General features: G+C 64.2%; 11 protein-coding genes. 7 read left to right on the top strand and 4 right to left on the bottom strand.

Translation table 11 applies throughout. The features are described from left to right. Positions 1-98: 98 nt before the first annotated feature. Positions 99-818 carry a TetR family transcriptional regulator gene (locus AT984_RS15595; RefSeq protein ID WP_058720881.1) on the top strand — a complete coding sequence of 240 codons (720 nt, stop codon included), beginning with the start codon at positions 99-101 and terminating at the stop codon, positions 816-818. Between the two features lie 180 nt (positions 819-998). Next, positions 999-3,542, top strand: a complete 2,544-nt coding sequence (locus tag AT984_RS15600) for a YgiQ family radical SAM protein (protein ID WP_058722372.1) — start codon at positions 999-1,001, stop codon at positions 3,540-3,542. 22 nt (positions 3,543-3,564) lie between these two features. Here the strand turns inward: AT984_RS15600 and AT984_RS15605 are convergent, their stop codons facing one another. Then, positions 3,565-3,828, bottom strand: a complete 264-nt coding sequence (locus AT984_RS15605; RefSeq protein WP_058720882.1) for a hypothetical protein — start codon at positions 3,826-3,828, stop codon at positions 3,565-3,567. A gap of 5 nt (positions 3,829-3,833) precedes the next feature. Further along, on the bottom strand, positions 3,834-4,265 hold the full coding sequence (locus AT984_RS15610; RefSeq protein WP_058720883.1) for a phage holin family protein: 432 nt from the start codon (positions 4,263-4,265) through the stop codon (positions 3,834-3,836). A 208-nt stretch (positions 4,266-4,473) separates the two neighbouring features. Here AT984_RS15610 and AT984_RS15615 point away from each other — a divergent pair, with 208 nt between their 5' ends. Next, entirely contained in the window at positions 4,474-6,708 is a 2,235-nt protein-coding gene (locus tag AT984_RS15615; RefSeq protein ID WP_058720884.1) for an EAL domain-containing protein, read from the top strand. Positions 6,709-6,824: 116 nt separating this feature from the next. Here AT984_RS15615 and AT984_RS15620 read toward each other — a convergent pair whose 3' ends face one another. Both AT984_RS15620 and ald read right to left on the bottom strand, forming a co-directional pair. Then, positions 6,825-7,136 carry a DUF883 family protein gene (locus AT984_RS15620; protein ID WP_156422054.1) on the bottom strand — a complete coding sequence of 104 codons (312 nt, stop codon included), beginning with the start codon at positions 7,134-7,136 and terminating at the stop codon, positions 6,825-6,827. 124 nt (positions 7,137-7,260) lie between these two features. After that, a complete protein-coding gene (gene ald, locus AT984_RS15625) occupies positions 7,261-8,376 on the bottom strand; it encodes an alanine dehydrogenase (RefSeq protein ID WP_058722373.1) in 1,116 nt (371 codons plus the stop codon). A 193-nt stretch (positions 8,377-8,569) separates the two neighbouring features. Between ald and AT984_RS15630 the strand changes: the two genes are divergently transcribed. From AT984_RS15630 to AT984_RS15645, 4 genes are all read left to right on the top strand, one after another. Beyond that, positions 8,570-9,790 (top strand): 6-phosphofructokinase, encoded by a 1,221-nt coding sequence (locus AT984_RS15630; RefSeq protein WP_058720886.1) that lies wholly within the window; start codon positions 8,570-8,572, stop codon positions 9,788-9,790. A 51-nt stretch (positions 9,791-9,841) separates the two neighbouring features. Then, positions 9,842-10,303: a VOC family protein gene (locus AT984_RS15635; RefSeq protein WP_058720887.1), complete on the top strand. Its 462-nt coding sequence runs from the start codon at positions 9,842-9,844 to the stop codon at positions 10,301-10,303. A 96-nt stretch (positions 10,304-10,399) separates the two neighbouring features. Further along, positions 10,400-11,122 carry a VC0807 family protein gene (locus AT984_RS15640; protein WP_058722374.1) on the top strand — a complete coding sequence of 241 codons (723 nt, stop codon included), beginning with the start codon at positions 10,400-10,402 and terminating at the stop codon, positions 11,120-11,122. Between the two features lie 74 nt (positions 11,123-11,196). Next, complete coding sequence (locus tag AT984_RS15645) at positions 11,197-11,865, top strand: dienelactone hydrolase family protein (protein ID WP_058720888.1); 669 nt, start codon at positions 11,197-11,199, stop codon at positions 11,863-11,865. The last annotated feature ends 11 nt before the right edge of the window (positions 11,866-11,876 follow it).

Below are 11,876 nucleotides of genomic sequence, written 5' to 3' on the forward strand. Positions count from 1 at the left end.
CAACTTGGGTTCAAACGTGGGGCCAAAGCCGCGAAATAAGCGACAGTATATACAAACATACATTCGTGCATGTATGTAATCTTGCTTAGAATAGGATCATGGCCAGGAAAACCAAGCAAGAAGCGCAGGAAACCCGTACCTGCATCCTCGACGCGGCGGAGCAGCTGTTTCAGCAACGCGGCGTCTCGCGCTGCTCGCTCCACGACATCGCTCTCCACGCGGGCGTGACCCGCGGGGCCATCTATTGGCACTTCAAAGATAAGGCCGAACTCTTCAACGCCATGATGGAGCGCGCCACCATGCCGCTGGAAGAGGGCCTGAGCCCTGCGGTCGAACCCGGCACCGACGCGGAGGAGCCCGCGCTGAGCCTGCTGGATCTGCGTTGGGGCTTGGTCAACGTATTCCACTCGGCCATGCATAACGAGCGCGCAAGACGGGTGTTCGAAATTTCGACGCAGAAGGTCGAGTACACCAGAGATATGCAGGCCTTGGTGGATCGCCGACTGGCCTCACACCGCGGTTGGCGGGCGCAGAACGAAGCCTCTTTTGAGCATGCCAAGGCACTGGGGCAACTGCCCGCCAATCTGAACAGCGCCAATGCGGCGGTGACGCTGGTCGCCTTGGTGGACGGTTTGCTGCACCAGTGGTGCATGGACCCCCCGTCCTTCGACTTGGTGGCGGTTGGCCAGTCCACGGTGGAGACTTTTTTGACCGCCCTGAGCTACCAGGGCGAGGCCCTGCTGCCGCTGATGACCGCCGAAGAGTCAGCGCGCTTAGGCCAGGGCAATTTGTGCGGCCCACGCCGCGCGAGCGACTGAAACAGCGCATCCCGCTCGCATTTCAGGCCTTTTCCGGCACAAAGCCCACAGCCAAGCCCCCTGAATTGCACAGGCCTTGTAGGGGTTTGCGCCTGGACAAGGGACAATCGACCCTTCCCCAAATTCAGTGAGGCGCAGCCGGCCACCCGTCGGCCTGCGCTTTTGCCGCGCCATTTCAAGATGCAAGCCCAAAAGTCCAGCAGCAAGCCAGCCACCGCCGACAAATCCGCCAAGGCCACCAAGGCCTTGACGGCCTACCGGCCGTTCTGGGCCAAGCGCTTCGGGCCGGCCCCGTTCTTGCCGATGTCGCGCGCCGAAATGGATCAGCTCGGCTGGGACAGCTGCGACATCATCATCGTCACCGGTGATGCTTATGTGGATCACCCCAGCTTTGGCATGGCCGTGATCGGCCGCACGCTGGAGGCGCAGGGCTTTCGCGTCGGCATCATTGCCCAGCCCGACTGGCAAAGCGCCGACCCCTTCAAGGTGCTGGGCAAGCCGAATTTGTTCTTCGGCATCGCCGCCGGCAATATGGATTCGATGATCAATCGCTACACAGCGGACCGCAAGATCCGCAGCGATGACGTCTACACCCCCGGCGGCCAAGGCGGCAAGCGCCCAGACCGCGCCACCCTGGTTTACACCCAGCGCTGCAAAGAAGCCTGGAACGATGTGCCCATCGTGATTGGCGGCATCGAGGCCTCGCTGCGCCGCATTGCCCATTACGACTACTGGCAGGACAAGGTCCGCCGCTCGGTGATCGTGGACGCCAAGGCCGACCTGCTGGTCTACGGCAATGCCGAGCGCGCCATCGTGGAAGTGGCACACCGCCTGGCCGCGCGTCAGCCGATCGAGAGCATCACCGATGTTCGCGGCACCGTCTTCATGCGCCGCACCAATGACCCCACGGCCGAAGGCTGGTTCGAACTGGATTCGACCGAGGTGGACATGCCCGGCCGCGTGGACGAACACATCAGCCCTTACCAGACCATCGAGCAAACCGCCGAGGACAAGGCCGCCGGCTGCGTCACGGGCCAGGTCAAGGCCGGCCAAGAAGCAAGTGACGGTAGCAAGCCCATCACCATCCACCGCAAGCCCGCAGCCGCACCGCTGGCAGGCAAGATCCAAATGCCGCCACGCGAGCGCACGGTGATCCGCCTGCCGGCCTACGAGCAGGTCAAGAGCGACCCGGTGCTGTACGCCCACGCCAACCGCGTGCTGCATTTGGAAACCAACCCTGGCAATGCGCGCGCCCTGGTGCAGCGCCATGCCGACCGTGATGTCTGGATCAACCCACCGCCCATCCCGCTGACCACTCCGGAGATGGACCATGTGTTCGACCTGAACTACGCCCGCTCACCCCACCCTAGCTACGCCGACGCCAACGGCAGCCATGACGGCGAGACCAAGATCCCCGCCTGGGAGATGATCCGCTTCAGCGTCAACATCATGCGCGGCTGCTTCGGCGGCTGCACCTTCTGCTCCATCACCGAGCATGAAGGCCGCATCATCCAAAGCCGCTCGGAAGACTCGGTGATTCGCGAGATCGAAGAGATGCGCGACAAGGTCAAGGGCTTCACCGGTGTCATCTCCGACCTGGGCGGCCCCACGGCCAATATGTACCGCATCGGCTGCAAGAGCCCCGAGATCGAGGCCGCTTGCCGCAAGCCGTCCTGCGTCTACCCCGGCATCTGCCAGAACCTCAACACCAATCACGACCCGCTGATCAAGATGTACCGCCGCGCGCGGGCCTTGAAGGGCGTGAAGAAGATTCTGATCAGCTCAGGCCTGCGCTACGACCTGGCCGTGCAGTCACCGGAGTATGTGAAGGAGTTGGTCACGCATCACGTCGGCGGCTACCTCAAGATCGCGCCCGAGCACACCGAGGACGGCCCGCTCACCAAGATGATGAAGCCGGGCATCGGCACCTATGACCGCTTCAAGAAGATGTTTGATGCCGCCAGCGAAGAGGCCGGCAAGAAGCAATACCTGATTCCCTACTTCATCGCCGCCCACCCCGGCACCTCGGACGAGGACATGATGAATCTGGCTGTCTGGCTCAAGAGCAATGGCTTCCGCGCCGACCAGGTGCAAACCTTCTACCCAAGCCCGATGGCCACGGCCACGGCCATGTACCACTCGAACCGCAACCCGCTCAAGAAGATCAGCCGCGACGCGGCCACCAGCGAGGTGGTGGATATCGTGCGCGGCGACCGCCGCCGCCGCCTGCACAAGGCCTTCCTGCGTTACCACGACGCCAACAACTGGCCGATGCTGCGCGAAGCGCTCAAGACCCTGGGCCGCAGTGACTTGATCGGCAACGGCAAGCATCATCTGATCCCGAGCTACCAGCCCGTCACCGACGGCAGCTACGAGAGCGCGCGGCGCAAAAACTCTACGCCTACGCCTGCCGGGCGCAGCGGCGCTGGGCCTAGCGGGTCAGCCGCAACGGCGCGACCAGTCGCCAAGTCTCTGCACCACCCTTCGCAAGCTCGGCCCCAATCTCGTCCCAACGCGCAGCCACAGCCGGGCCAGATCCTGACCCAGCACACCGGCCTGCCGCCGCGTGACAACGGCTCGCGCCCACCGGCCAAATCAGCCCAGCCGCTCAAGCCTCACGGGGCTGCTGGCAAAGCGGGCACATCGGCGAGCCCATCTAGCCGCGCCGGCAAACCCAGCCCCTCAGGCAAGCCGGGCAAACCAGCGAAACCAGGCCAGCGCTGAGCACTGACCACTGAGCGCAGCCTCAAGGCTGCTGCTTGGCTTGCCGGAATAGGTTGGCCACCCGCAGCGCCAGCTGCACAAAGCTCAGGATTCGGGCCAGGCCCGGCCGACGGGCGCGCCCCTTGAGCAATATCGCTGCGCCCGCAGCACCTCCGGCCAAACCCCACCAGCCCAGCGGCTGAGTGAGGGTTTGCGCCTCCTTGCGCATCTCGGCACGCAATTCGATGCTGCGCAGGCGCAAGGCCAGGTGGCGCAGCTTCAGGTCATTGAGTTCTTGTTGAAACATGATGCTCAGCCTCCCAAAGCTTCACGGTCACGCGCCAACTCGGCCACGCTGCCGGCAAAAGCGCCGCCTTTTTGACTGATATTGGCGCTCGCTCGTTGCCAGCACCACCAAGCCAGCAGCGCGTAGCCCGCGCCCAGAAGCAAGGCCGCCAGCCAACGCCAGGGCTCCGGGCTGAGCAGCAAGACCGCCGCCGAGAACAAGCCCAGCGCCGCCACGGCTAGCAGCAAGGCCATCAAAGCCTGGACCAAAGCGGAAAACAGCCGCAGCTTCTCCGCCTCGAGCTCGACGGAGAACATATCGACGCGGATTTCCAGCATCTCCAGCGCATGCAAAAACAAGCGCCGCACACTGCCGAACAGGCCGCCACTCTCGGCGGGATCGGCTGCGTCAGCCTTGGCCGTTGCCGCCTGCGGCGACTCTTTTTGCGTTTCCCTCATGCCACTTCCTCCATATCAAAAACTGACGCCAAGCTTTTACAGGGATCAGATCGTTAAAAATGCTGCTACAAGTCAGCTTTCAAGTGTTGCGCCACATCAGCGCACAGGGTTGCGAGCATGGCGATGAAGTTCAGAATCGAATACCCTTGTGCCATTGTCAATCTATCGGCTGGAGCATAGCCCCCCCATGCAAGAGACAAACAGTCCGATGCCCCCTGAAGCACAGGGCGATGACGATTTGCTGGAATTCCTGGAAGGCCCCGAACCGGGCGAGCGCGACCCTGCCGGTTCAGCCAGTCATTGGCGCATCCTGATCGTTGACGACGACAGCGACGTCCACAAAGCCACCGAACTGGCCATGCAAGGCCTGCTGGTCGAAGGCCAGCCGCTCACCTTTGTCCACGCCCGCTCCGCAGCCGAAGCCCGCTATGTGCTGGCCCATGAACATGATCTGGCGGTGGTGCTGCTGGACGTGGTGATGGAGACCGAAGACTCCGGCCTGCAGCTGGTGCGCTATATCCGCGACGAGTTGCAGCTCGCCTCTCTGCGCATCGTGCTGCGCACCGGCCAGCCCGGCTATGCCCCCGAAATCGAAACGGTGCAGGCCTATGACATCAATGACTACAAGACCAAGTCGGAGCTGACCCGCACCCGTTTGTACACGGTGCTCACCGCCGCCATCCGCTCCTACCGCCAGATCTGCGCACTGGAAGCCAATCGGCGCGGCCTGGAAATCATTGTGGAGGCCAGCACCGAGCTGAGCCGCCTGCGCGGCTTGCACCGTTTTTCTGAAGGCGTAGTGACCCAGATCTGCGCCATGCTGGGCATCTTGCCCGAGGGCTTGGTGTGCGCACAGGTGGGCTCCGACGCCAACACCGATGTGCGCATCGTCGCCGCAGCCGGCCAGTACAGCAGCTTGATGGATCTGCCGCTGAGCTCGGTGCCCATCTCCGCCGTGCGCGATCCGCTGCAACGCTGCCTGCAACAGCGCGAGAACATTTACGAGGATGGCACCTGTCTTTACTTCGGCCTGTCCAACGGCCGCCCGATGGCCGCGCTGGTCGATGTGGGCCGCACCCTGGGCGAAATGGATCAGCGCCTGCTGCGCGCCTTTTGCGCCAATATTTCGGTCGGCCTGGAAAACGTGGTGCTCTATAGCCAGTTGCTGGACCAGGCCTATAACGACCAATTGCTGCGCCTGCCCAACCGCAACCGCTTCGTCGAGTTGCTGGACAAAAACCTCAAGGATCCGGCCGGCATCACGCTGGCCTTGATCGACATCGACGATTTCTCCGACATCAACGACGCCTTCGGCCACCAGTTCGGCGACCAGGTTTTGCAAGCGGTGGTGGTTCGCCTGGGCGAGCGCCTGGGTTTCAACACCGCGATGGCCCGCGTCGGCGCCGACACCTTCGGCTTGCTGGGGCCCAGCGCCCAAGTGTGTGGCGAGTCGATCGAAGCCGTGTTCACCGAGCAATTCGCGGTGTCGGGCGAGCGACTGCAACTCTCGGCCACCACCGGCCTGGTGCGGCTGGAGGATTCGGCCGCTGTGGGTTCCGAGCTTTTGCTGGACGCGCAAATCGCGCTCAAGCAAGCCAAGCTGCAACACCGCGGTTCCTCACAATACTTCTCACCCGCCATGGGCACCGATGCGCGCGAACGCTTCAAGCTGCTCAAAGGCTTGCGCGCGGGCTTCGAAGAGAACCGCCTGTTCGTGGTCTATCAGCCGCAGGTGGATTTGGCCACCGGCAAGGCCATTGGCGCGGAAGCCTTGCTGCGCTGGCGCACCGAAGAGGGCCGCTTTGTGCCGCCCGACCAATTCATCCCCCTGGCGGAAAAGTCGGGCCTGATCATCAGCATCGGCGAGTTCGTGCTGCGCACCGCCTGCCATCAAACCAAACGCATGTTGGAACTCGGTTACGCCGATTTCCGCATGTGCGTGAATGTGTCGCTGGCGCAGTTTCGCCATCAGGACTTCATCGCCATGCTGATGCGCGCGCTGCGCGACATTGGCGTCGACGGGCGCAATCTTGAACTCGAGATCACCGAATCGATGGCGATGGAAGACACCGAGTTGGTGATGCACATCCTGGCGGACATCAAGCGCTGCGGCATCACGGTGGCGATTGATGACTTCGGCACCGGCTTCTCATCACTGAGCCATCTGCGTCAGCTGGATGTGGACCGGCTCAAGATCGACCGCGCCTTTGTGCGCGAAGCGCAAAGCTCCAGCGCCGGCTCGACGATTGCACAAATGGTCATCAACCTGGGTCGCGGCCTGGGCCTGACGGTGATCGCCGAAGGCATCGAAACCGAAGAGCAGCGCCAGCAACTGCTGGCCCTGGGCTGCCATGAAGGCCAGGGTTATTTGTTCGCCCGGCCCATGCCGGCCGAACAGCTGGAGCGCTGGATGGAGCACCCGCTGGCGGCCGAGTCCACCTGAGGCACACCGGTTGAGCCGGCTGCGCTGAAGTAAGCGCTCGGCGCTTGCCGAGCACTCGCACCAGCCGCGCAAGCCAATCGCGCCAGCATCAGCCTGGCGCGGCCTGCGAACAAGAATCAGCGGCGGCTGATCAACATGCCCAAGAGCAAGCCCACACCGGCCGCCAGGCCGATGGACTGCCAGGGGTTTTCATGCACATAGGCATCGGTCGCGCGGCCCGCAGCGCGGGCGCGCTCCACGGCGGCCTCCTGCAGATCGGCCAGATTGTGCTTGGCACGGTCCAGGCTGGCCTGCACCTTGGCGCGCAACTCGGTGGCGCCTTCACCGGCCGAGCCTGCGGTCGCCCGCAGCAGGGACTCGGCCTCGGCCACAACCGCGTGCAAATCGCTAATCAAACGGTCACTTTGAACGGTGGGGATCTCTGCCATGGTGTTCACTCCTTGAGTTATTGAGGCCATCTGAGTCAGCCGATTGACGCTCGGCTGAAGAACCTGCCGGCAAAGCCCGGGCGGGCTTTGCTGCAGCGAGTTCATCAGGCAACGATAGCGCGTATCAGCTCAAGAGGCTATCTGGGGGCACATACGCGTATCCCAAGTCCCGCGCCACTGCCTCGTAGGTCAGCTGGCCCTGCGCCACGTTGAGGCCGGCGCGCAGATGCGGGTTGTCTTTCAATGCCTGCTTCCAGCCCTTGTCGGCCAAGGCCACGGCATGGCCGATGGTGGCATTGTTGAGCGCGAAGGTCGAGGTGCGCGCCACCGCGCCGGGCATATTGGCCACGCAGTAGTGCACCACGCCGTCGACCACAAAGGTCGGGTCGGCATGGGTGGTGGCGTGCGAGGTCTCAAAACAGCCGCCCTGGTCGATGGCCACATCCACCACCACGGCGCCCTTCTTCATGCGCGCGACCATCGCCCGCGTCACCAGCTTGGGCGCGGAGGCACCCGGGATCAGCACGCCGCCGATCACCAAGTCAGCCGACAGCACCGCCTCTTCCACGCTTTGCACATTCGAGTATTGGGTGCTGATGCGGTTGCCGAACACCAAGTCCAGCTGACGCAGGCGGTCCACGCTCTTGTCAAGCACGGTGACGCGCGCGCCCATGCCCACGGCCATCTGCAAGGCATGGGTGCCGACCACGCCGCCGCCCAGAATCACCACATGCGCAGGCGCCACGCCGGGCACACCACCCAGCAGCACGCCCATGCCGCCCTTGCTCTTTTCCAGATGCGCAGCACCCGCTTGAATCGACATGCGCCCGGCCACCTCGCTCATCGGCGCCAGCAGCGGCAAGCCGCCGCCCGGGCCAGTCACCGTTTCATACGCAATGCAGATGGCTCCGGACTTGACCAGCGCCGCCGTCTGCTTGGGGTCCGGCGCCAGATGCAGATAGGTGTAGAGGATCTGGCCCGGGCGCAGCATGGCGCATTCCTGCGGCTGCGGCTCCTTGACCTTGACGATCATGTCAGCCTGGGCGAACACGGTGGCCGCATCGGGCGCCAGCGTGGCGCCGGCGGCCAGGTAATGCTCGTCCAACAAACCAATCGCAGCCCCCGCGCCGGTCTGCATCAGCACCTTGTGGCCGCGCGATGTCAGCTCACGGACGCTGGCGGGCGTCAGGCCCACCCGGTACTCGTGGTTCTTGATTTCTTTGGGGCACCCTACCGTCATCTTGTTTTGGCTCATCACAGTCTCCTTGTGGCTCGTTGGCCGGTTATAGGCCTCGCAGTTGTACGACCGAAGGCCGCGAAAGTGAAGCGGCATCACGCGCCCTTCATCGTCATAAGGGAAACTGATGTGCGGCTCCCTGCGGCGGCACGGCACACTCAGGGCATAGTCCGATGGAAGCAGCAGGAGTTCACGCATGAAGCCAGCCAAGATCCTCGTCGCCCAAGGTGGCGGCCCCACCGCCGTCATCAACCAATCGCTGGTGGGCGTGGTGCTGGAGGCGCGCCGCCAGGCCAAGGTCGAGGCCGTCTACGGCGCCTGGCACGGCATGCGCGGCATCATCAACGAAGACTTCGTTGATTTGGGCCAGGAAACCAGCCACAACTTGGAACTGGTGGCCGGCACCCCCTCCTCCGCCCTGGGCTCCACCCGCGATAAGCCTGACGCCGCCTACTGCCACCAGATCTTCAAGGTGCTGCAGGCCCACGGCATCACCCACTTCTTCAATATCGGCGGCAACGACTCCTCCGACAGCGTGCGCATCGTCAGCGAGGAAGCTGCCGCCGCTAACTACCCACTGCGCTGCATCCACATCCCCAAGACAATTGATAACGATCTGGTGGAGAACGACCACACGCCCGGCTTCCCCTCCGCCGCCCGCTTTGTGGCCCAGGCCTTCGCCGGCGCCAACCTCGACAACGCTGCCCTGCCCGGGGTCTACCTCGGTGTGGTGATGGGGCGCCATGCCGGCTTTCTGACCGCAGCATCGGCCTTGGGCAAGAAGTTCCCTGACGACGGCCCGCACCTGATTTACCTGCCCGAGCGGGTGTTCGAGCTGGAACGCTTTCTGGCCGATGTGAAAGCCATGTACGAGCGCCATGGCCGCTGCGTCATCGCCGTCTCCGAGGGCATCCACGACGCCGCCGGCGAACCCATACTCGCCCAACTCGCGCCCCAGCTGGACCGCGACGCCCATGGCAATGTGCAGCTGTCCGGCACCGGCGCCCTGGCCGATCTGCTCTGCGAGCACATCAAATCCAGCCTCAAGATCAAGCGGGTGCGGGGCGACACCTTCGGCTATCTGCAGCGCAGCTTCATCGGCTGCGTCTCCGATGTGGATCAACGCGAGGCCCGCGAGGTCGGCGAGAAGGCGGTGCAATTCGCCTTCCACGGCCAACGCGATGGTTCGGTGGCGATCAAGCGGGTGGGCAATTACTCGGTCGATTACGAGCTGCTGCCGCTGACAGCGGTGGCCGGCAAGACCCGCGTGATGGAAGACGAATTCATCAGCGCCAGCGGCACCGATGTGACCGATGCCTTCCGCCTTTATCTGCGCCCCTTGCTGGGTTCGGGCATGGCGGACGCCTTCCGCCTGCGGCCCAACCCGGTGGCCAAAATCCTCAATCCAAGCGTGTGACGGGGTAGGCCCCAAGCACCTCCGCTGACATTCAAAACAAAGGAGACCGCGATGCCACCCGAAACACCCCCACCGGCCGGCTGGCCGCGCCTGAGCAGCAGCGTGTTTTATGCCAACGCCAGCCAGGCCATAGCCTGGTTGGTCGACGCCTTCGGCTTTGAAGTGGCCATCCAGGTCATGAGCCCCGATGGCAGCCGGGTCTTGCATAGCCAGCTGCTTTACGGCGAAGCCATGATCATGGTGGGCGAAGGCGGGGCTGAGCGCGAGCCTAAGTTTGGCATCCCCTGCCGCAGCCCGCTTGCCGTGGGTGGCGCCAACACGCAGTGCCTGATGCTGTTTGTCGATGATGTCGAGGCCCATTGCGCGCAGGCCCGCGCGGCCGGCGCCATCATCCTGGCCGAGCCGGAATTGCATGACTACGGCCCCGAGTACTGGGCCGACCGCAGCTACGGCGCACAAGACCCCGACGGCCATATGTGGTGGTTCACCCAGCGGGTGCGCGATCCGGCCTGATTCAGCCGGCCTGACTCATCAAGCGGGCGAATGCCGCATCGCCAAACAACCGCCGGACAGCCATCTGACAGCGCGGGCGCTTACAGTCCGGCCACCATGTCAAACGCCTTGCCACCCAGTTCCAGCGCCAGCCCCAGCCAGCGCCCCGCCAACACCTTCACCGAACTGCTGGTGACCCTGCTGGCGCCCTCCCTGGTGCTGATGCAGCTCAGCAGCCCGGAACGCCTGGGAACGATGGGCGCGCTGATGTTGGCCCTGTCCATGCCGCTGTTCTGGGCCCTGCGCACGGCAGTGCGCGAACGCCGCTTCAGCTGGATGGCGGGCTTGGGCGTGCTCAGCACCCTGATGACCGGTGGCATCGGCCTGCTGGCCCTGGATCCGCAATGGTTGGCGGTCAAGGAAGCGGCCGTGCCGGGCCTGATCGGCCTGGTGGTGCTGATTTCCGCCATGACGCGCAAGCCGCTGATTCGCCTGCTGGTATTCAACCCGCAAATCATGGATGTGCCGCGCATCGAGACGGCCCTGGCCGTGCGCGGCGCCACCGCCGCGTTTGAGTGCTGCCTGCGCCTGGGCACCTGGATGCTGGCGGGCAGCTTCGCTTTCTCCAGCGCGATGAATTACGCCCTGGCGCGCTGGGTGGTGCAAAGCCCCGCCGGCAGCGAAGCCTTCAATGCGGAGTTGGGCCGCATGAACTTGCTGAGCTGGCCCGTCATCGCCATCCCGTCCACCTTGATGATGATGGGCGTGCTGTTCTACCTGGCGCGCGGCATCAAGCAGTTGACCGGCATGAAGCTGGAAGAGTGCCTGCGGCAGCAATAGTCCCTGGCCAAAAGCACTCCGCAGCCGAATCGCTGAGTAGGATGGCAGCCTCATTCCAAGCAGGAGCAAAGAAGATGGGACAGATGATCGAATTCCCGCGCCCCGACGGCGCGTCCAGCCCCGCCTACCTCGCCCGCGCAGCGGCAGCCAATGCCCCTGGGCTGATCCTCTTGCAGGAATGGTGGGGCTTGAACGACAACATCCGCGCCACCGCCGACCGCTATGCCGCCGCCGGTTTCACCACCTTGGCGCCCGACCTCTACCGCGGCCGCCAGGCCAGCGATGCCGACGAAGCCAGCCACTTGATGAGCGGCCTGAGCTTCGCCGACGCCACGCACCAAGACTTGGCCGGCGCACTGGCCTATTTGCGTGGCACAGGGGGCTGCCCCAAGGTCGGCGTGAGCGGCTTTTGCATGGGCGGCGCGCTGACGGTGGCCGCGGCCGTGCATGTGAAAGGCCTGTCAGCCGCCAGCTGTTTTTACGGCATGCCGCCGGCCGCCTTTGCCGCGCCGCAGGACGTGGCCATTCCCTTCCAAGGCCATTACGCCGACATCGATGACTGGTGCACACCCGAGGCCGTGAAAGCCTTTGTGGCCCTGCTGCCACCGGGCGCCGACATCCATCACTACCCGGCCGCCCACGGCTTCTTCAACAGCAGCCGCGCGCATGTCTACGACGCCGCCTGCGCCGATCAGGCCTGGCAACGCACGCTTGATTTTCTGCGCCGGCATCTGCAAGGCTAACGCGGGACCGC

It is taken from the genome of Paucibacter sp. KCTC 42545 (assembly GCF_001477625.1).
Taxonomy (GTDB): Bacteria; Pseudomonadota; Gammaproteobacteria; order Burkholderiales; family Burkholderiaceae_C; genus Paucibacter_A.

Excerpts from the sequence above, each read along its gene's own strand:
- ald (WP_058722373.1), bottom strand. The coding sequence starts at position 8,376 with ATGACGGTAGGGTGCCCCAAAGAAATCAAGAACCACGAGTACCGGGTG.
- AT984_RS15640 (WP_058722374.1), top strand. The coding sequence starts at position 10,400 with ATGTCAAACGCCTTGCCACCCAGTTCCAGCGCCAGCCCCAGCCAGCGC.
- AT984_RS15595 (WP_058720881.1), top strand. The coding sequence starts at position 99 with ATGGCCAGGAAAACCAAGCAAGAAGCGCAGGAAACCCGTACCTGCATC.
- AT984_RS15620 (WP_156422054.1), bottom strand. The coding sequence starts at position 7,136 with ATGGCAGAGATCCCCACCGTTCAAAGTGACCGTTTGATTAGCGATTTG.
- AT984_RS15615 (WP_058720884.1), top strand. The coding sequence starts at position 4,474 with ATGCCCCCTGAAGCACAGGGCGATGACGATTTGCTGGAATTCCTGGAA.
- AT984_RS15610 (WP_058720883.1), bottom strand. The coding sequence starts at position 4,265 with ATGAGGGAAACGCAAAAAGAGTCGCCGCAGGCGGCAACGGCCAAGGCT.
- AT984_RS15635 (WP_058720887.1), top strand. The coding sequence starts at position 9,842 with ATGCCACCCGAAACACCCCCACCGGCCGGCTGGCCGCGCCTGAGCAGC.
- AT984_RS15600 (WP_058722372.1), top strand. The coding sequence starts at position 999 with ATGCAAGCCCAAAAGTCCAGCAGCAAGCCAGCCACCGCCGACAAATCC.
- AT984_RS15630 (WP_058720886.1), top strand. The coding sequence starts at position 8,570 with ATGAAGCCAGCCAAGATCCTCGTCGCCCAAGGTGGCGGCCCCACCGCC.
- AT984_RS15645 (WP_058720888.1), top strand. The coding sequence starts at position 11,197 with ATGGGACAGATGATCGAATTCCCGCGCCCCGACGGCGCGTCCAGCCCC.
- AT984_RS15605 (WP_058720882.1), bottom strand. The coding sequence starts at position 3,828 with ATGTTTCAACAAGAACTCAATGACCTGAAGCTGCGCCACCTGGCCTTG.